The organism is Pseudomonas capeferrum, assembly GCF_013523055.1.
GTDB lineage: Bacteria > Pseudomonadota > Gammaproteobacteria > Pseudomonadales > Pseudomonadaceae > Aquipseudomonas > Aquipseudomonas capeferrum_A.
This window is the reverse complement of sequence record NZ_JAAMQM010000001.1, coordinates 445016-462909: the sequence shown is the minus strand read 5'-3', so window position 1 is coordinate 462909 and position 17894 is coordinate 445016. Positions and strand designations below refer to the sequence as shown.

At 61.4% G+C, this 17894-nt stretch carries 15 protein-coding genes, 1 tRNA gene and 2 pseudogenes; 5 read left to right on the top strand and 13 right to left on the bottom strand.

Annotated elements, in window-relative coordinates; genetic code table 11:
- Positions 1 to 115 precede the first annotated feature (115 nt).
- A complete protein-coding gene (locus G7009_RS02445; RefSeq protein WP_181128357.1) occupies positions 116 to 364 on the bottom strand; it encodes a hypothetical protein in 249 nt (82 codons plus the stop codon).
- Between the two features lie 299 nt (positions 365 to 663).
- On the opposite strand from G7009_RS02445, the gene G7009_RS02440 reads away from it, so the two are divergent.
- Positions 664 to 738: transfer RNA gene (locus G7009_RS02440), tRNA-Gln, on the top strand.
- A 219-nt stretch (positions 739 to 957) separates the two neighbouring features.
- Here the strand turns inward: G7009_RS02440 and G7009_RS02435 are convergent.
- Genes G7009_RS02435 through G7009_RS02425 form a run of 3 tightly spaced genes read right to left on the bottom strand, consistent with a single transcriptional unit; the run spans position 958 to position 6074 of the window.
- On the bottom strand, positions 958 to 3342 hold the full coding sequence (locus G7009_RS02435; protein WP_181128356.1) for a response regulator: 2385 nt from the start codon (positions 3340 to 3342) through the stop codon (positions 958 to 960).
- 10 nt (positions 3343 to 3352) lie between these two features.
- Positions 3353 to 3814: a response regulator gene (locus G7009_RS02430; protein WP_181128355.1), complete on the bottom strand. Its 462-nt coding sequence runs from the start codon at positions 3812 to 3814 to the stop codon at positions 3353 to 3355.
- Between the two features lie 16 nt (positions 3815 to 3830).
- On the bottom strand, positions 3831 to 6074 hold the full coding sequence (locus G7009_RS02425) for an ATP-binding protein (protein ID WP_181128354.1): 2244 nt from the start codon (positions 6072 to 6074) through the stop codon (positions 3831 to 3833).
- A 190-nt stretch (positions 6075 to 6264) separates the two neighbouring features.
- On the opposite strand from G7009_RS02425, the pseudogene G7009_RS27605 reads away from it, so the two are divergent.
- Positions 6265 to 6459, top strand: a pseudogene (locus G7009_RS27605) (hypothetical protein); the annotation flags it as partial.
- Between the two features lie 102 nt (positions 6460 to 6561).
- Positions 6562 to 7191 (top strand): annotated as a pseudogene (locus G7009_RS02420) (Csu type fimbrial protein); the annotation flags it as partial.
- A 27-nt stretch (positions 7192 to 7218) separates the two neighbouring features.
- Here the strand turns inward: G7009_RS02420 and G7009_RS02415 are convergent.
- Positions 7219 to 8367: a M14 family metallopeptidase gene (locus G7009_RS02415; protein WP_181128353.1), complete on the bottom strand. Its 1149-nt coding sequence runs from the start codon at positions 8365 to 8367 to the stop codon at positions 7219 to 7221.
- A gap of 48 nt (positions 8368 to 8415) precedes the next feature.
- Positions 8416 to 8928, bottom strand: a complete 513-nt coding sequence (locus G7009_RS02410; protein ID WP_181128352.1) for a DUF4880 domain-containing protein — start codon at positions 8926 to 8928, stop codon at positions 8416 to 8418.
- Here G7009_RS02410 and G7009_RS02405 point away from each other — a divergent pair.
- Entirely contained in the window at positions 8927 to 9115 is a 189-nt protein-coding gene (locus G7009_RS02405) for a hypothetical protein (protein ID WP_181128351.1), read from the top strand. The two genes, G7009_RS02410 and G7009_RS02405, sit on opposite strands and share 2 nt — an antisense overlap.
- Positions 9116 to 9366: 251 nt before the next feature.
- On the opposite strand, the gene G7009_RS02400 is transcribed toward G7009_RS02405, so the two are convergent.
- Entirely contained in the window at positions 9367 to 9681 is a 315-nt protein-coding gene (locus G7009_RS02400; RefSeq protein WP_181128350.1) for a DUF6124 family protein, read from the bottom strand.
- Between the two features lie 132 nt (positions 9682 to 9813).
- Here G7009_RS02400 and G7009_RS02395 point away from each other — a divergent pair, with 132 nt between their 5' ends.
- Positions 9814 to 10479 (top strand): LexA family protein, encoded by a 666-nt coding sequence (locus tag G7009_RS02395; RefSeq protein WP_258197839.1) that lies wholly within the window; start codon positions 9814 to 9816, stop codon positions 10477 to 10479.
- A 53-nt stretch (positions 10480 to 10532) separates the two neighbouring features.
- On the opposite strand, the gene G7009_RS02390 is transcribed toward G7009_RS02395, so the two are convergent.
- The 6 genes from G7009_RS02390 to G7009_RS02365 all read right to left on the bottom strand — a co-directional run bounded on the left by G7009_RS02390 (position 10533) and on the right by G7009_RS02365 (position 17850).
- A complete protein-coding gene (locus tag G7009_RS02390) occupies positions 10533 to 12497 on the bottom strand; it encodes an acetyl/propionyl/methylcrotonyl-CoA carboxylase subunit alpha (protein WP_181128349.1) in 1965 nt (654 codons plus the stop codon).
- The gene (locus G7009_RS02385; protein WP_181128348.1) at positions 12494 to 13312 is read right to left on the bottom strand and encodes a gamma-carboxygeranoyl-CoA hydratase; all 819 of its coding nucleotides are present in this window, start codon (positions 13310 to 13312) and stop codon (positions 12494 to 12496) included. The genes G7009_RS02390 and G7009_RS02385 overlap by 4 nt, the downstream gene beginning before the upstream one ends.
- 2 nt (positions 13313 to 13314) lie before the next feature.
- Positions 13315 to 14919: a carboxyl transferase domain-containing protein gene (locus tag G7009_RS02380; protein ID WP_181128347.1), complete on the bottom strand. Its 1605-nt coding sequence runs from the start codon at positions 14917 to 14919 to the stop codon at positions 13315 to 13317.
- A 103-nt stretch (positions 14920 to 15022) separates the two neighbouring features.
- Entirely contained in the window at positions 15023 to 16186 is a 1164-nt protein-coding gene (locus G7009_RS02375; RefSeq protein ID WP_181128346.1) for an isovaleryl-CoA dehydrogenase, read from the bottom strand.
- A 269-nt stretch (positions 16187 to 16455) separates the two neighbouring features.
- On the bottom strand, positions 16456 to 16680 hold the full coding sequence (locus G7009_RS02370) for a hypothetical protein (protein WP_181128345.1): 225 nt from the start codon (positions 16678 to 16680) through the stop codon (positions 16456 to 16458).
- Between the two features lie 1008 nt (positions 16681 to 17688).
- Complete coding sequence (locus tag G7009_RS02365) at positions 17689 to 17850, bottom strand: hypothetical protein (protein WP_181128344.1); 162 nt, start codon at positions 17848 to 17850, stop codon at positions 17689 to 17691.
- Positions 17851 to 17894 lie beyond the last annotated feature (44 nt).

Sequence of the window (17894 nt, the reverse complement as noted above, 5' to 3'; positions counted from 1 at the left end):
GGCAAGCCCGCTCCCACAAATTGAGCGCTGAATTCAGGAACTGCGCACTTCTTGTGGGAGCGGGCTTGCCCGCGAAGGGGTGCAAAGCAGCCCCATTGGCCTTAACTGACAAGCATTAGGGTCGGTTGCCGTTCTTCAGGCGATCGTCGATCAAGCATTTCACCGCAAAGCGACGTTCCTTGAGCAGGCGCATATCATCATCTTCGAAATTACCTGCCGAGATGGATTCTGCTGCCAGTATCTGGTTGTCGAGGTCCACATAGGCGTCCAGCAGGCGGTCGAGCTCCTTATCCTGTTGACGGCGCTGCTGCACGATCTCTCGCGGGTAATGAAGATCTTGATAGAGGTCATGTGAAACCGGCATTGGCGCTCTCCTTGAATGGCGCGGGTGGACTTAACTCTTGGAAAGGCGCTGGAGCGGGGAGTTGGCGTACGCCGACAGACGGTAGCCTGAGTCAGGGAAGTGTTCTGTAGAAGCGTCAGGCTAACGGGGCTTACAGCATGAAACAGGACTAACCCGCTGTTTTAAGGAAGTTTTTTTCATAAAGTGCTTCCCACCCGTACAGAAAGTTGGTAAATTGCCGCTCATTCCCGCAACGCAGCTACTCAAGTGGCTTGTCAGGGATGGTTCTCAAGGGTGCCAGCATCCTTCGCAACAGATACAGGGGCGTCGCCAAGCGGTAAGGCAGCAGGTTTTGATCCTGCCATGCGTTGGTTCGAATCCAGCCGCCCCTGCCATTTTTCAAAAATCCCGTCTTTTTCTCTCGCTGGTCTACTCGCGGCGGTTTCGTGTTCCTGTCAGTTTCCTACGGATGTTCCGCGAATCTGCCTACGTCTGTAGCTTTTCAAGGATGACGATATTCTGCAGGATCCATCCGCCGGTTCTTGCAGGCAGCCAAGCGATACGGGTGAGTCCGGGCTGGCGAGCAGCCCGACGCATCGCCAAAAGCATCCCGGTCACGACAGGCTCAGCAGTTCGCTCAATCCCTGGGCCAGCACTTCTGACTTTACCGGCTTCTGGATGACCAGGCTTCCCGGCAGCTCCAGCCCCTGGAATTCCGCATATCCGGTAAGGAATACCACCGGCAAGCGCGGATAGCGCGCGCGCGCTGCCTGCGCCAGCTGCGCGCCAGTAAATTCGGGCATGGCGAAATCGGTAAGTAGCAGGTCGATGTCATCGTCGAGCATGGCCAGCGCCTGTTCGCCGCTGTTCGCCTGCCGAACCTGGTAGCCGTACAGCCGCAGGACTTCGCCGATCATTTCGCGGACCAGGTCATCATCGTCGACCAGCAGCAGTGTGCGATCACCACCGCTCGCCGAGTATGTGTCGATCTGGCTGGTCATCGGCACTTCGGCATTCGGGGCGTTTTTAACGGCCGGCAGATAGACGCTGACCTGGGTACCACGTCCAGGCGCCGTATCGATACGAACACCGCCACCTGACTGCTTTGCGAAGCCGAACACCTGGGCCAGGCCCAGGCCGGAACCTTTGCCGATGTCCTTGGTAGTGAAGAACGGTTCGAAGACCTTGGCCAGCACCTCTTCGCTCATGCCGCAACCGGTATCTCGGATCGACATCACCACATAGTCGCCCGGATCCGGATCCTCGGGGCGACGAGGGCGGGCATTGACCCGAGTATTGCGGGTGGACAGGGTCAGCTGTCCGCCTTCGTTCATGGCATCGCGCGCGTTGATGGCCAGGTTGAGAATGATCATCTCGGTCTGGGTCGGGTCTGTCAGTGCCTGCCAGAGTGCGTCTTCGAGCTCCAGACGCACGGAAATATTGCCGCCCAGGGTTCGACGCAGTAGTTCTTCCAGGCCACTCAAGGTCGTGTTGAGGTTCAGTGGCACAGGCTCCAGACGTTGGCGACGGGAGAAAGCCAGTAGCTGCGCTGTGAGTTTGGCGCCTCGTTCCCCGGCTTCGCGAATGTGCTGCAGGCGCGTTCTCGCCTTTTCGAGATTTTCCCTTTCCAGGTCGCGTTCGAGGAAGCTTGCGCCTGTAAGGATCACGGTCAGCAGGTTGTTGAAGTCATGTGCCACCCCTGCGGTAAGCTGACCCACGGCCTCCAGGCGTTGCATCTGCTGCAGCGCCGCTTCGACACGTTCGCGCTCGGTGATCTGCTCGCGCAGTCGGTTGTTGGCTTCGGCCAGTCCGAGTGCCGCTTCGCGCTCGGTGGTGATATCGCGGGCCACGACGTAGAGCAGGGTATCTTCGGGCACTGCCACCCATGACAACCAGCGCTGCTGGCCGCTGGCATGCTTGATGCGTCCGACGAAGCGAGCGCTGGTGCGACCCATGGCCAGCGCCGCCAGCTCGGCGAGAAAGGAATCCTGGTCCTGTTCGGGCAGCAGTTGCAGCAATGACGTTTGCGCCAGTTGTTCCCGGGTGAACCCCAGTTTGGCTTCCCAGGCCGGGTTGAGCGCAACCGGCGTGAGGTCCTTGTTCAGGACCGCCATCAAGTCCTGGGACAACTCCCAGGCCCTGTCGCGCTCGCGGGTGCGACGCTCCACGCGCTCGCCGAGCATCTCGTTGAGTTGCTTGAGCGCCTGTGTGGCCTGGCGCTGCTGGTGGATGTCCTGCAAAACGCCGGAAAAGCGCACGCAGCGCCCGTCGACCCACTGGCTCTGGCCGCTGCTCAACAACCAGCGCGGCTCCTGGCCTCCCGGTTGCGGGATGCGAAACTCGGACCGGTAGTTGCCATCGCTGCTCGGTACCAGCGCCTGTTCCACCGCTGTCCGGACCTGCGCGACGTCATCGGGATAGATGCCGTCGAAAAACACTTCCATGGACATCTCGATGTCAACCGGCAGCCCGAAAAGCGTCTTGCACCGGTCATCCCAGAGCAGTACATCCTCCACGGGGCGGTAGTCCCAGGTCCCCATGCCCGCGGCATCGATGGCAATTCGGGCGCGTGCCTCGACATCGGCAAGCGCCTGTTCGGCATGCCGCCGTCGCTGACGCTCCTGCACCTCGGTGAGGGCGCGCCTGACGGCCTTGGGCAGCAAGGACAGGTTTTTCTTGAGGATGTAGTCGGTGGCGCCGAGGCGGATCATTTCCACCGCGTGCTCTTCACCATAGACCCCGGACAGGAAGATGAAGGGCACGCCAGGCGCCAAGCGCTGGGCAATGGCCAGCACATCGGTGCCGGAAGAGCCCGGCAAGACGCAGTCGCACAGGATGAGATCGAAGCTGCCGTTGGCCAAGGCATTCTCGGCGCCGACATGGTCGAACACTTGATGGGCATGCACCTGCAGGCCGTTGCGCTCGAGGCGCAACAGGGTCAGTTCGGCATCCATCGAGCTGTCTTCGACGAACAACAGTTTTAGCGGGGTGTGCAACATTGCGCCTCCGTCAGGCAGGGCCTCGACGATTCAGACGCAGGGATCCGGGTGGCGGTTCGTTGAGCACGGCCCAGAACACGCCAAGGTCGGAAATGGCGGTGACGAACTCCTTGAATTCCACCGGCTTGACGACATAGGCGTTGACGCCGAGTTCGTAGGCGCGCAGCAGGTCCGGCTCCTCGCGCGAGGACGTCAGCATGACCGTCGGTATGCTGCGCAGCTCGGGGGTTTCGCGGACCACCTTGAGTACTTGTAGGCCATCGACCTTGGGTAGCTTCAGGTCGAGCAACAGCACGGCCGGGTTGCCGTCGTCGCGGTCGCTGTAAGCGTTGCGGCGCAACAGGTAATCCAGTGCATCGGCGCCATCGCGCAACACGATGACTTCATTGGCCAGCTGGCTGCGTTCGAGCGCGACGAGCGTCAGCTCCAGGTCGCGGGGATTGTCTTCGACCAGCAGGATGGGTTTGAGCATGATGTGTCTGTTTCCTTCAAGTCTTCGAAGGGTGGCGGGGCAGGGCGAAGTGGAACGTGGCGCCATGGTCGATCTGGCCGTCGGCCCACGCGCGCCCATCATGCCGTTCGATGATGCGGCGCACACTGGCCAGGCCTATGCCGGTACCTTCGAAGTCTTCCATTCGGTGCAAACGCTGGAAGACGCCGAAGAGCTTGTCGGCATAGGCCATGTCGAAGCCGACACCATTGTCGCGGATATACAGTTCGATTTCATCCTCATGCTCGAGCGCGCCGATTTCGATTCGCGCCGGATCGCGGCCGCGAGTGTACTTGATGGCGTTGGCGACGAGATTGTGCAGGGCCAGGTTGAGGAACGCAGGATCGGCGATCACCTTGGGCAGCGGTCCGATCTCCCAGATGATTTGCCGATTGGCGTAATCCGGGGCAAGGTCCATCCGCACCGACTCGACCAAGGCACCGAGGTCGACGTCGGACAGGCGCAATGCGGCGCGACCCATTTGCGAGAAGTTCAGCAGATTGTCCACCAGGGTACCCGCGAACCGCGCGGCTTCCTCGATATGACCCAGGAAACGGCGGCCGCGCTCGCTCAGCCCGCCGCCTTCGACTTCGGCCAGCAGTTCGGTATAGCCGGCGATATGCCGCAAGGGCGCGCGCAGGTCGTGGGAAACGCTGTAGGAAAACGCCTCCAGTTCCTTGTTCGAGCGCTGCAGCTCGTCCGCCAGCTGTGCCAGCTCTTCCGCCTTGCGCAGGACGATGCCCAGCACGGCGGTACGTAGCTCCAGCACGCCTTCGATGATCAGCGGGCTCCAGGGAACGCAGAAGCCCCGCACCACTTCCTGCCAGCGTTCGAAGCTGTTGCGTGGGTCGAGCCTGCCTTGTGGCCCGACCTGTTTTTCCGGTCGGCCGGTCCAGGTGACCTCGCGTGTCAGCTCGGGACGGAACCACACCAGGTAATGCGAATGGATCTGCGAAATAGCCACGGCGAGCACTCCGGCGCAATGCGTGCTCAGTTCCGGCAGTTCTTCGATGTCGCGGCGCACATTGTCGGTGTGAAACACGGCGCCGTCGTCGTGCCGCGCCATCCAGTGCACCAAGGCGTTGACCATATAGGCCGGCGGAGTCGCGCCAACCAGTTCGCAACGTTCAGCGGAAATGATCGCCGCGCCCGAGGCACCGGCGAAATCCAGGAGTACTTGTGGCAGGCGCAACAAGCCATCGCTGACGCTGTCCTGGTCGGCCATGGCCGAGAGCATCTGCACGATACGCTGGCGCAGCTGTAGCAAGGCTTGCGTATCGGCATGAGCTTCGCGGGATTCGATCTGCAACGACAGCACGCTGGCCAACAGTTCGCAGGCGGTACGGCTCTGGAAGCTCACTGGGCGAGGCAGATCGTGATGGCATGAAATCAACCCCCAGAGCTGACCGTCGACAACGATCGACAGCGACATGGACGACAACGTACCCATGTTGCGCATGTATTGGAGATGCACTGGCGACACACTGCGCAGGGCGGCAAAGCTCATGTCGAGCGGGCGGCCTGTACGTGGGTTGACGACCGGGATGAGGGGGGAGGGTTCGTAGTCGGCATTCTCGATCACGCGAATGCGATTGATTCGGTACAGTTCACGTGCTTGCTGGGGGATATCCGACGCGGGAAAGCACAGCCCCAGGTACTGCGGGTAGCCGGCATCCGCCGTTTCGGCCAGGACCAACCCATTGCCTTCGGCATCGAAGCGGTACGCCTTGACGCGACCAAAGCCGGTAATGCGTTTGACCTCGTTGACCGAGCGCTGCAGCAGTTCATCGACGCTGGCTGCCTGGTGCATTCTGCTGACGAATGCCCGGATCAGTGGGTAGTAGTCGCTCTGCCCGGTCGTGTGCCGAAAGGGTTCGACTTCCACGAACAATACCTGGTCATGGCGATGGACCAGGACTCGCAACAGTTCACTGCAAGGCGCGCCTTCGCGCAGGCGCACGTCGGCAATATGGAACGGAAAGATTTCTTCATCCGGGAGGTATTGCAGATGCGCGCGCAGGTCGAAGTCTCCCAGGACCAGGGAATCGAACGCGCTGCCCAGCAGCTCTGTAACCGGGATGCCCAGCCAACGCTCGGCATTTTCACTGGCCTGGAGAATGCACAAGTCTGCGTCGTCCAGCGCCAGCAGGAATCCGTGAGGCTGAATACAGCCGGGAATCTGGATCCGCTCTTGGGCGCAGCGTTCTACGGCTTGTTCGAACGCGGTTTCGGCAGTGGTCAAGGGTGTTCTCCAGTTGTATCCATCCCGAGGAAAACGACTGCGTCAGGCACAGGATGTTCCGGGCGTACGGTAACAGATTGTGGTCGTTAATGCCGCCATTTGGCCATCGGAGGAATAGGGCCTGGCAAGTTAGGCCTTAGTCCAGGCTTCTTTTCTCCATTGGGCAGTCAGTTTTCTCGCAACTAGCGGGATGCAATCGCGGTGCGGCAGTGGCTATCAGGTGGAATTCCCTCTGAAGAGGGTGCTTGCGGCAAGCATCGTTCTGGTCGACGGGGCTGGAAAGGAGTTGCCGCTTGGCAATCTTGTCACCCACCAGGAAAGCGGCGCTCGGGCGGTCGTGGGCTGGGACGGATTGACATACCTGGAAAATGTGGTGCCCCTCAACCACCTGCTGGTGGAGGTTGCCGACGCAGGACAGTGTCAGGCCGACTTCGAACTGCCAGAAACCGAAGGCGTCATCCCCTTCCTTTCCCATCACCCGTTGGGGGCCTTCGACTTTGCCCGCAATGGCATCCTCGACCTGCTGGGATTGCTCAACGGCACCACGCCGAAGACCGTACCGCTCTATCTACATACCGCCGCTGGCGGCAACGTTGCCGCCGGCCTCTATCAGGAAACCCTGACCTCGCCTGGGACTGGAATTACTGCGCGGGCATCGGCGCCATCTGCGTGCTGCGCGATGCGAACAGGGCACCGCCACGTTGAACATCAATGTCACCGTGACCAATGATTGCCAGATCACCACGCCCGACAGCGTCTCTGGCCGCGCGGCGGTGGTCGGTAGCTTCAGTACGGTCAATCAGAGCATCAACTTGTCCTGTACCAAGGACAGCAGCTATACCGTGGGTCTGAATGACGGACAGAACGTCCTTGGCGGGCGTCGGCACATGAGTCCGACGCCAATAACTACCTGGTCTACGACATCTTAAAGAGCGTCGGAACCGTGCGCTAGGGCGCCACCGGTAGCGCCCGTCGTGCCAGCAGCGATGCCGATGGGAACCCCGGCGCCGGTACCGGTAGCCGGGTATTCAACTACAACGCAAAGGCCTATGCCGACCAGGCCACGCCCCCGGCGGGGGCTTACCAGGACAGCGTGTTCCTTGATGTGCAGTTCTGACAGGCGGGGCCTTTCTCGATGCGAGTTCTAGCGCAAGGCCCCGGTCATCCCTGCCAGGGTTTCCAGTACGGCCCCGGCCAGTGCCTTCGAGCGCTTGCCCGACCAGCCGGTGACGGCATCGGGTGCATCGTCGTGGTCCTTGAACGGCATCTCCAAAGTCAGCGACAGGCAGTCATGCGTCTCACCGACCGCGTTGCATGCCAATGTCATGTTGGCCTGGCCGGGCTGGTCGCGGGTATAGCCGTAGGTGGTCTGGAAATCCGGCGTGAGGCGGCACAGGGCAGTGCGGAACTGCTCCTCGAGCGCTGCCAGGCGCGGCGTATAGCCAGGGTTGCCCTCGCAGGCGGCAGTGAAGACATGGGGGATCTCTTCGTCGCCATGAACGTCGATGAACGCATCGACCCCGTAACGCTGCATCTGGGTCTGGGCGAAGAACACTTCCGGGCTGGCTTCGACACTGGCGTCCTGCCATGCGCGGTTGAGGTCCTTGCCTTTGAAATTGGTGCGCAGATGGCCATGAAACGCGCCGTCCGGATTCATGTTGGGGATCAGGTACAGATCGGCGCGCGCCAGCAGTTGCCGGATCACCGAATCGTTGCTCTGCAGGCGATCGATGACGCCCTCCATGAACCATTCGGCCATGTGCTCGCCCGGATGCTGCTGGGCAATCAGCCACAGTTTGCGCTTGCCTGGCGCGCCGTCTCCGGCGCGCAGCAGCGCGATGTCGCGGCCCTGCACACTGCGTCCGCTGGCCAGTAGTTCGACGCCTGGCAACTGCAGGGCGCGATCGATGAGCTGGTTATGGCGTGCCCGGGGATAAGGTTCGAAGTAGGCGAACCAGGCCTCGGTTTCACGGGCCTGGATCTCGAAGGACAAGGCTTGACCATTGAACTGACTGGGTACGCGGAACCAATCGTTCCGGTCGTAGGAGGCGACAGCCTGATAGCCGCTCCAGGCATTGCCGTAGGACGACTGGCTGGCGTTGTCCAGGCTGAAGCGGTGAACCTGCCCTGGAGTCAGGCCGCTGACCTTGAAGTAGAACCACTGGAAATGGTCGCTATGGGTATCGGGACGGATCGCCAGGTGGACGCGACAAGGATCGCTGGCATCCAGCACCTGTATATTGCCAGCGTCGAAATCGCAGTCGATGTGAAGAGAGGTCAGCGTCGCGGTCATTGCCAGGCTCCTGCGGCTTTATTGTGTCGCTACTCTACACCGCTTGGCTCACACCCATAACCCAATGGCCAGCAATACCGCGGCGCCAAGGCTGACGGCCACCGAGCAACCGCTCAGCGACAGGGCGGCACGACCCTGACGGTACCAGCCATCGTGTCCCAGCTGCCATGCCGGGGCGAGCAGGCTGCGCCAGCGCAGCTCGATCTCGTGAAACGCTTGCAGGTGCTGGGGCGCGGCATCCAGCCAACGGCGAAAATCGATGCGCTCGCTGGCTGTGACTTCGGGGCTCTGCAAGCGGACATACCAGCGCGCGGCCTGGTCGGCCAGCGCGTCGGCCGACGGTCGAGCGCTGCGCAATACCTGATTGATGCAATGTTCGATACAGGTGGAAGATAGGTCCAGGCGCTTGGCGATGTCGGCAAAGCGCTGTTGGTCAAGACGGTTGAGCAGGAAGACTTGCTGGACTCGACGCGGCAGTCTTGAAAGACCGTGGAGCAGGGCGTCCTGCTGGATGCCGATGTCCGGAGATGAACTGTCTTGATGAGGCAGCGGACGGACCATGTACAAGCTCCTTGCTAGGGTATGGGCGTTTTCCGGGGACATCATCCTTGATGCCGATCAACCTGGACCTAACGAAATTGATTCTCAAGTGCTGATTGAGCAAAATTCTGCAACAACTATTCACCTATCAATAGACGTTTGCTACCATCATGCCATTCCAAGCGGTAATACTTCTTCATTAGCCTGAAGAGTCAAAAAAAGACCCGGCTATAAGCCGGGTCAAAAACCGTGATTAGCCTGATGAGGAGATAATCTGAGAGTCCGACCTAAGGTCTTCAGGTTATCCAGCCGGTCTTGCGACCTGCTGATTGCAATAATAATCGTTATCATTTGACAGTCAAATGATTTTTCATCTCGCCGACGAATATATTGTCGGTGCATCCCTCGGGTTCCCGGCACATGGGGCCTGTGCCGTCATCCGACCATCACGTGATCGCTCTATTTCTGTTGCCGTTGCACCGCTTGCGTGTGCTCGAGCAATGCGCGCGCCATGTTGACCATGTGCATCAAGGCGAACAACAGTTCACGTGAAGAGCCCTGCGCATTGCTTCCGGATTCGAACGCGGTGGTGGCTGCGCAGCGCAGCAGGCTCATGGCATGTTCGCCGGCCTGCTCGGCGCTGACGCCATCGCGCGCCGTCCACAGCAGTTGATCGGGCTCGGTACGAGGCGCGGGCGGGTTGAGGTAGTAATCGAGTGCGCGACGCGCGGCTTCGCTGTCTAAATCCGTTTCTGAATATGTCGATGGTTTCATCCTGTTACCTACGGGTGCTAAGCGGGGAAAAGGGTACGGCTCAATTTTAGTACGTCATGTATTAACTACAATGAAAATAAATACTACAATATGTGTATTGAGCGGCCGTGAGCAGTCCGTATCGTGCCAGCGATGGAAAACTGGATTGCCTTGGTCAAGGCCAAGATGCGTGATCTCGACATCACGCAGGAAAAACTCGCGGAGCGCGTAGGCGTCACTCAAGGTGCAGTCGGTCATTGGCTGCGCAGAGAGCGTCAGCCCAGGCTCGACATGATGAACAGGGTGCTGGCCGAGCTGGGAATGCCCCACCTTCTGGTGCGTTTGCACATCTCCCGAAGGGACCGTGTCGCCGAGCAGGCTGGCGAGTATGAGGCGGAAAATGGTCCTACGCCTATTGAGGAGGATCTCCTACAGTACATATTGTGTTTTCGTTATCCGGTCTTGGCCTGGACAGAGCTGGGCGGTCCCTTGCCCAAGGACAGCATCGTTCAGGAACAGACCGACTACAACGCTCAGGGTAAGGCCTACTGGCTCCGAGTGGAGACCGATGCGATGAATTCGCCGACCGGAGTCAGCGTACCCGAAGGCATGTTGATCCTTGTCGACAACGGTCTGCAGGCTGCCCCTGGCAAGCTGGTGATCGCACGCCAGCCAGGCACGTCCGCGGTATTTCGGCAGTTGGTCGAGGAGGGTGGCCAGCGCTACCTGCGGCCTTTGAATCCGACCTATCCCAAGCTGCTGTGCGTGGAGGGTTGCGAGTTCCTGGGGGTAGTGGTCAGGTCTCACGCGCGGTACTGAAGCGGGGTGCTGGAGGCTGCGCGCTTGTGCCCTCCAGCAAGATCCCGCCCGGCTCACGCTTTCTCCAGCGCCTCCAGTTCGACCAGCGCCGCTCCTTCGCTGACCATGTCGCCTTCCTGGCAGTGCAGCGCCTTTACCTTTCCGGCGTGAGGCGCGCGGATACTGTGTTCCATCTTCATCGCCTCCAGGACCACCAGCGTCGCGCCCGACTCGACGGCCTGGCCCGCTTCCACCAGCACTCTGACGATGCTGCCATTCATGGGCGCCCCGAGATCGTCCTGTTGGCCATGACCGGCCAGCGCAGCCGCAATCGGGTCGAATGCCGTGATTGCGTGCAGTTCGCCCCGCCAACGCAGGTAAAGGGTATCGCCGCGGCGGATGGCCAGGTGCCTGTGACGCACGCCATCCTGCTCATGGATCAACTGGTCACCACACAGGCGAAACCGTGCGGCTGCGTCCTGCTCCAGCGTGATTGCCTGATCATGACCGTTGCAGAGCAGATGGACATGGGTACGTGCGGGCATTCCAAGACGCAGGCCACTGGTGACGGACCAGGGCGAGACAGGGTCCCGCATGTCTTGCACGGGCAGGTGGCTTTGTCGCCAGGCTTGGGCAGCTGCTTGCCAGAAGTCCGATGACAGGTCGCCGACCGGCGGCAGCAGTGAGGCTTGATGTCGGGCGATGAAGCCGGTGTCCAGTTCGGCGGCGGCGAAGGCCGGATGGGCCAGGATACGTCGCAGGAATTTCAGGTTGGTCCTGACACCTCCCACGGCGAACTCATCGAGCATGGCCAGCAGACGCAGGCGGGCCTGCTCGCGGTCCTCGCCCCAGGCGATCAGCTTGCCGAGCATGGGGTCGTAGTAGGGCGAGATGCTGTCGCCTTCGCTGACGCCAGTGTCGACCCGTCGTCCTTCACCCGGCATCGACTCGCGGTACAGCGACAGGGTGCCGGTCGACGGGAGGAACTCGTTGGCCGGATCTTCGGCATACAGACGTACTTCGATGGCGTGCCCACGCAGCGGGACCTGCTCCTGGCTCAGGGGCAGCGCCTCGCCACGCGCGACACGAATCTGCCAGGCCACAAGGTCTAGGCCGGTAATCGCTTCGGTAACCGGGTGCTCGACCTGCAATCGCGTGTTCATCTCCATGAAGAAGAACCCGCCGCGCGAATCGAGAAGAAACTCCACGGTGCCCGCGCCCACATAGCCGATCGCCAGGGCCGCGCGCACTGCCGCCTCGCCCATGGCCTTGCGCAGGTCAGCGCAAAGGCCGGGCGCCGGTGCCTCCTCGACGACCTTTTGGTGGCGACGCTGGATCGAGCAGTCACGTTCGTTGAGGTACAGGCAGTTGCCATGTCCGTCGGCGAACACCTGGATCTCGACATGGCGCGGCTGGAGCACGAACTGTTCCACCAGGATGCGCGCATCGCCAAAAGACGACTTCGCTTCACGCTGCGCCGAAGCCAGTGCTTGCGCCAGTTGGCCCTCGTCCTCCACCACCTTCATGCCCTTGCCGCCACCGCCGGCGCTGGCTTTCAACAGGACTGGGTAGCCGATGCGCCTGGCCGCGGTGCGGAAAGTGTCGTAGTCCTGCGCCTCGCCGTGATAGCCGGACACGACCGGTACCCCGGCTGCCTCCATCAATGCCTTGGCGGCCGATTTGCTACCCATGGCATCGATGGCGCTGGACGGCGGTCCGAGGAAGACCAGCCCGGCCTGCTCCACGGCGCGAGCGAACCCCGCGTTCTCCGAAAGGAAGCCATAGCCAGGATGGATCGCCTGGGCCCCGCTGGCCCTGGCCGCGGCCAGCAACTTGGCGATGTCCAGGTAGCTGTCGGAAGCCTTGGCGCCGCCCAGGTCAACCTGAATATCCGCTTCGCGGCAGTGCCGTGCGTCACGGTCGACAGCGCTGTGCACGGCGACTGTCGTCAGGCCGAGTGCCTTGGCGGTGCGCATGACTCGGCAGGCGATTTCGCCGCGGTTGGCGATCAGGAGCGTGGTCAAGGTCGAATGGTTCATGGGCGCGAGTCCTCGGAGTGGGCAGGGGCTTGCCAGGCCGGGGCGCGTTTTTCCAGAAAGGCGCGCAGCCCTTCCTGGCCCTCGGCACTGACCCTGATGCGGGCAATGGCGGTCTCGCAGTAGTGGCGCAGGGCAGGGGTAAGCTCGCCGTGTCCCACTTCTCGCAGCAATTCCTTGCTGGCTCGCATGGCATACGGGCTGTTCTGCAGCAGGTTGCCCACCCATGCCTCAACCTGGCTCTCCAGGTCGGCGCTGGGGTAGGCCTCGGCGAACAATCCCAGCTCTCGGGCGCGTATGCCGCTGAAACGTTCGGCGGTCAGGGCGTAGCGACGGGCCGCGCGTTCGCCCATGGCTTGGACCACGAAAGGACTTATGACGGCCGGTGCGAGACCAATGCGCACTTCCGACAGGCACAATTGTGCATCCTCGCTGCCGATGGCCATGTCGCAGCAACTGATCAGGCCCAGGGCTCCGCCAAAGGCGGCGCCCTGCACGACGGCCAAGGTGGGGATCTTGAGCCGCGCCAGGTTGTACATCAGCTCGGCCAACTCGCGCGCGTCGTCCAGGTTGGTGTTGTAGTCGAGTTCCGCCGCCTGTTGCATCCAGGCCAGGTCGGCACCGGCGCTGAAGTGTCGACCACGACCGCGCAGCAGCAAGAATCGCAGGGTAGCGTCGTTGTCTACCTGATCGATGGCCAGGATCAGCTCTCGGATCATCTGCGCGTTGAAGGCATTGTTCTTGTCCGCACGGCTCAGCCAGAGGGTGGCGAAACCACGGGGGTCCTTGACCAGTTCAAGGGTGCTGAAGTCGTTCATGGTTACATCCGGAAAATGCCGAAACGGCTTTGTTCGATAGGGGCGTTGAGCGCGGCGGACAACGCCAGGGCAAGCACGTCTCGGGTCTGGGCCGGATCGATGACACCGTCATCCCACAGCCTGGCACTGGAATAGTAAGGGTGGCCCTGGCGTTCGTACTGTTCGAGGATCGGTTGTTTCAGCCTGGCCTCGTCGTCGCTGCCGAAGGCCTGACCGCTGCGTTCGCTCTGCTCGCGCTTGACCTGTACCAGGACGCCGGCGGCCTGCTCGGCACCCATCACGCCGATACGCGCGTTCGGCCACATCCACAGGAACCGTGGGTCGTAGGCGCGGCCGCACATTCCATAATTGCCTGCCCCGAAACTGCCGCCGATGATCACGGTAAATTTCGGGACCTGAGCGCAGGCCACGGCGGTGACCAGTTTGGCGCCATGCTTGGCGATGCCGCCTTCTTCGTATTTCTTGCCGACCATGAAGCCGGTGATGTTCTGCAGGAAGATCAGAGGAATGCCTCGCTGGCAGGCGAGCTCGATGAAATGCGCGCCTTTCTGCGCCGCTTCGGCGAAAAGGATGCCGTTGTTGGCCAGGATTGCCACCGGGTAACCGTGCAAGTGAGCGAAGCCGCACACCAGGGTCGTGCCGAAAAGCGCTTTGAATTCATCGAACACCGAGCCGTCGACCAGCCGGGCGATGACTTCGCGAGCATCGAAAGGCTGTTTGGCATCGGCTGGTACCACCCCATACAGCTCGCCTGCTTCGTATAGCGGGGCGATCGGCGCCTGCTGGCGAAGTTCGCCCAGCTTGCGCCAGTTGAGGTTGGCAACGCAGCGCCGGGCGATGGCCAGGGCATGCTGGTCATCGTCAGCGTAATGGTCGGCTACCCCGCTGATGCGGCAGTGCACGTCGGCGCCGCCCAAGGCTTCGGCGCTGACCACTTCTCCGGTGGCGGCCTTCACCAGCGGCGGACCGGCGAGGAAAATGGTGGCCTGCTCACGAACCATGATCGCTTCGTCGGCCATGGCCGGTACATAGGCGCCGCCAGCCGTGCAGGAGCCCATCACCACGGCGATCTGCGCGATGCCCAGGGCGCTCATGTTGGCCTGGTTGAAAAAGATGCGCCCGAAATGCTCGCGGTCCGGAAAGACTTCGTCCTGACGTGGCAGGTTGGCGCCCCCGGAATCGACCAGATAGATGCACGGCAGGCGGTTCTGCAGCGCAATGGTCTGGGCGCGCAGGTGTTTCTTGACCGTCAATGGGTAATAGGAGCCCCCTTTGACCGTGGCGTCATTGGCCACGATCATGCATTCGACCCCTTCGACCCGACCGATTCCGGCTATCACGCCCGCGGCGGGGACGTCCTCACCGTAGACCTCATGGGCCGCCAGCTGGCCGATCTCAAGAAAAGGCGAGCCTTGATCGAGCAGGCGGCCGATACGCTCGCGGGGCAGCAGTTTGCCCCGTGACACGTGCCGCTCCTGGGCGGCTGACCCACCGCCCTGTCGCACTCGGGCGAGCAGCTCGTGCAAGGCATGCACCTGGGCCATCATGGCCGCGTGATTGCGGGAGAATTCCGCGGACTTGGTGTTCAACTGTGACTTCAAGATCATCGTGATTCCTCACGCGGCAACGGCTGTCAGCCGCCGGATGGATCGGTGTGGAAGGGACGGACAACGCGGGCGGAAAGTTGTGTCCATTCCTGCCCGCAATGCCTCAGCGCGTTTCCTGGAACAGCTCGCGGCCGATAAGCATTCGGCGAATCTCGCTGGTGCCTGCACCGATCTCGTAGAGCTTGGCGTCGCGCAGCAGACGCCCGGCGGGAAACTCGTTGATATAGCCGTTGCCGCCGAGGATCTGGATCGCTTCCAGGGCCATTTGCGTGGCGCGCTCGGCGGTGTGCAGGATGACCCCGGCGGCATCCTTGCGCGTGGTCTCGCCGCGATCGCACGCCTGCGCCACGGCATACAGGTAGGCACGACTGGCGTTGAGCTGGGTGTACATGTCGGCCAGTTTGCCCTGGATCAACTGGAACTCGCCGATGCTCTGGCCGAACTGCTTGCGGTCGTGGACATAGGGCAGGACCAGGTCCATGCAGGCCTGCATGATCCCGGTCGGCCCGCCCGCGAGCACCACGCGCTCGTAATCCAGTCCGCTCATGAGCACTTTCACACCCCCGTCGAGCTGACCGAGGATGTTTTCTTCCGGGACTCGGACGTTGTCGAAATGGAGCTCGCAGGTATTGGAGCCGCGCATGCCCAGCTTGTCGAACTTGGCGCTACGACTGAAACCTTGCCAGTCGCGTTCGACGATGAAGGCGGTGATGCCATGCGCACCCTTGTCCAGATCGGTCTTGGCATAGATCACGTAGGTGCTGGCGTCCGGACCGTTGGTGATCCAGGTCTTGCTGCCGTTGAGCACGAAGTGGTCGCCGCGGCGCTCGGCGCGCAGCTTCATGGAAACCACGTCGGAACCAGCGTTCGGTTCGCTCATGGCGAGCGCGCCGACATGCTCGCCGCTGATCAGCCCAGGCAGGTACTTGCGTTTTTGCGCTTCGGTGCCATTGCGGTTGATCTGGTTGACGCAAAGATTGGAGTGAGCGCCGTAGGACAGCGCGACCGAGGCCGAGCCGCGGCTTATCTCTTCCATGACGACTGCATGCGCCAGATAGCCCAGACCGGCGCCGCCATATTCTTCCGACACCGTGATACCGAGCAGACCCATGTCACCGAGTTTGCGCCACAGATCGGCGGGGAACAGGTTGTCCTGGTCGATCTGCGCCGCGCGCGGCGCTATTTCCTTGGCGACAAAGGCCTGCACCTGTTCACGAAGCATGTCGAGGGTTTCACCCAGGCCGAAATTCAGGGAGGGGTAGTACATTGAGGCACCTTCTTGTTCTTGGTTTTCATGAGGGTGCTGGCACGCCAGCACGGCCCGTTCGATCAGTTACCTTTACGTTAACGTAAACCTGGGTGGGTGGTCTGTCAATGTGGGTTTCGAATAAACATCATGGTTGTGACGTGCTTACCTTGGGTCCCTGAGCTTGCTTTGAATGGCGGTCGATGCAGGGAGCGAACTTCACCAGCAGCCTATCGGGCGGGCGGCACCAGGCTTGCGTTTCGCGAAGGGGTGAAGACGGTCGTACCTGGCTAGTCGCCATGGATGGCGTGGACGAGGCGAGGTACGGTATCGATCCTGTCAGTGCTGAGGTCGATGCCATAGGCCTGGGAGAGTTCTTTGGACAGATCTTCGAGTTCCTGGGAATTCAACAACCGGTTCAATCTCGGTTCATGCTCTACCTGATGTTCGGGCACACCAAATTCCCGAAGCATGCCGAGAATGTGCATGAGAACGGCGGACTGGCTTGTGCCCATGGCCCGAGCTCCTGATGGGAGGAGAGCCTATGGTCGGCAAGATCTTGAAGGTTTGCCACTGACAGAAATATCAGTTTTGAATGCGATTGGGCTGAGCGGTAATTGTCTGCGGCTTTGATTCGGTGGGTGAGTATCCGGGATGTGGTATCGGAATTGGGCGAGGGCCGCCAGGTGCATGGCATTGGTCTTTTAGTGCCCTCAAGATCGAGCGCCGCTTGCGTGGCGCTTCGCGGGTAAACCCGCTCCCACATTTGTTGCAATGTGCCATGGCCTGATAGACCGAGGTCTTAGCCCTTGTTTGTATGGCAAGGATAATGAGGTGCCAACAACAGCCTTGATGCAGACCCCAGCCATGCACCAAGGCTGACAACTCCAATCTCACAGGCCATGGCGCATTGCAACAAATGTGGGAGCGAGTTTACTCGCGAAGCGCCGCTCGCGTGGCGCTTCGCGCGATGCATGTCATGGTATGTGTAGTGTCCTTGAAATCGAGCGCCGCCCGCGCGGCGCTTCGCGGGTAAATCGCATCGGCGAACCGCCGCTCCCACATTTGTTGCACCGTGCCATGGCCTGATAGATCGAGGTCTTAGCCCTTGTTTGTATGGCAAGGATAAGGAGGTGCCAACAACAGCCTTGATGCAGTCCCCAGCCATGCACCTAGGCTGACAACTCCAATCTCGCAGGCCATGGCACGTTGCAACAAATGTGGGAGCGAGTTTACTCGCAAAGCGCCGCGCGGGCGGCGCTCGATCTCAAGGGCCCTACACATGCCATGACATGCACTGCGCGAAGCGCCGCGCGGGCGGCGCTCGATCTCAAGGGCCCTACACATGCCATGACATGCACTGCGCGAAGCGCCGCGCGGGCGGCGCTCGATCTCAAGGGCCCTACACATGCCATGACATGCACCGCGCGAAGCGCCGCGCGGGCGGCGCTCGATCTTGAGGGCAGCGAAGGTCCAGCAGCAGGCCTCGCGATTGTCAGGCAACCGCTTCTATGCGGTCTCGCTCAAGCCTTCACCGGTGGTTCCTCACTGGGCGGATCTCCCACGGTCGGCGGCATCGTCGGCTTCACCGGCAACTCGTCCGGCTCCTCCTTCGGAACGCTGGGTGGCAGGCTCGGATCGTCGATGTTCGGATCCGGTGTTTCCGGGGGCGTCGGGATATTCATGGCCTGGCCTCTCGATGGGAAATGAAACGTCCTGAAAGCATGGA

Bases quoted from the DNA above. Each gene is read 5' to 3' on its own strand.
- G7009_RS02415 (WP_181128353.1), bottom strand. From the start codon at position 8,367: ATGACCGCGACGCTGACCTCTCTTCACATCGACTGCGATTTCGACGCT.
- G7009_RS02445 (WP_181128357.1), bottom strand. From the start codon at position 364: ATGCCGGTTTCACATGACCTCTATCAAGATCTTCATTACCCGCGAGAG.
- G7009_RS02370 (WP_181128345.1), bottom strand. From the start codon at position 16,680: ATGGGCACAAGCCAGTCCGCCGTTCTCATGCACATTCTCGGCATGCTT.
- G7009_RS02380 (WP_181128347.1), bottom strand. From the start codon at position 14,919: ATGATCTTGAAGTCACAGTTGAACACCAAGTCCGCGGAATTCTCCCGC.
- G7009_RS02395 (WP_258197839.1), top strand. From the start codon at position 9,814: ATGGAAAACTGGATTGCCTTGGTCAAGGCCAAGATGCGTGATCTCGAC.
- G7009_RS02375 (WP_181128346.1), bottom strand. From the start codon at position 16,186: ATGTACTACCCCTCCCTGAATTTCGGCCTGGGTGAAACCCTCGACATG.
- G7009_RS02405 (WP_181128351.1), top strand. From the start codon at position 8,927: ATGTACAAGCTCCTTGCTAGGGTATGGGCGTTTTCCGGGGACATCATC.
- G7009_RS02365 (WP_181128344.1), bottom strand. From the start codon at position 17,850: ATGAATATCCCGACGCCCCCGGAAACACCGGATCCGAACATCGACGAT.
- G7009_RS02400 (WP_181128350.1), bottom strand. From the start codon at position 9,681: ATGAAACCATCGACATATTCAGAAACGGATTTAGACAGCGAAGCCGCG.
- G7009_RS02390 (WP_181128349.1), bottom strand. From the start codon at position 12,497: ATGAACCATTCGACCTTGACCACGCTCCTGATCGCCAACCGCGGCGAA.
- G7009_RS02435 (WP_181128356.1), bottom strand. From the start codon at position 3,342: ATGTTGCACACCCCGCTAAAACTGTTGTTCGTCGAAGACAGCTCGATG.
- G7009_RS02410 (WP_181128352.1), bottom strand. From the start codon at position 8,928: ATGGTCCGTCCGCTGCCTCATCAAGACAGTTCATCTCCGGACATCGGC.
- G7009_RS02430 (WP_181128355.1), bottom strand. From the start codon at position 3,814: ATGCTCAAACCCATCCTGCTGGTCGAAGACAATCCCCGCGACCTGGAG.
- G7009_RS02385 (WP_181128348.1), bottom strand. From the start codon at position 13,312: ATGAACGACTTCAGCACCCTTGAACTGGTCAAGGACCCCCGTGGTTTC.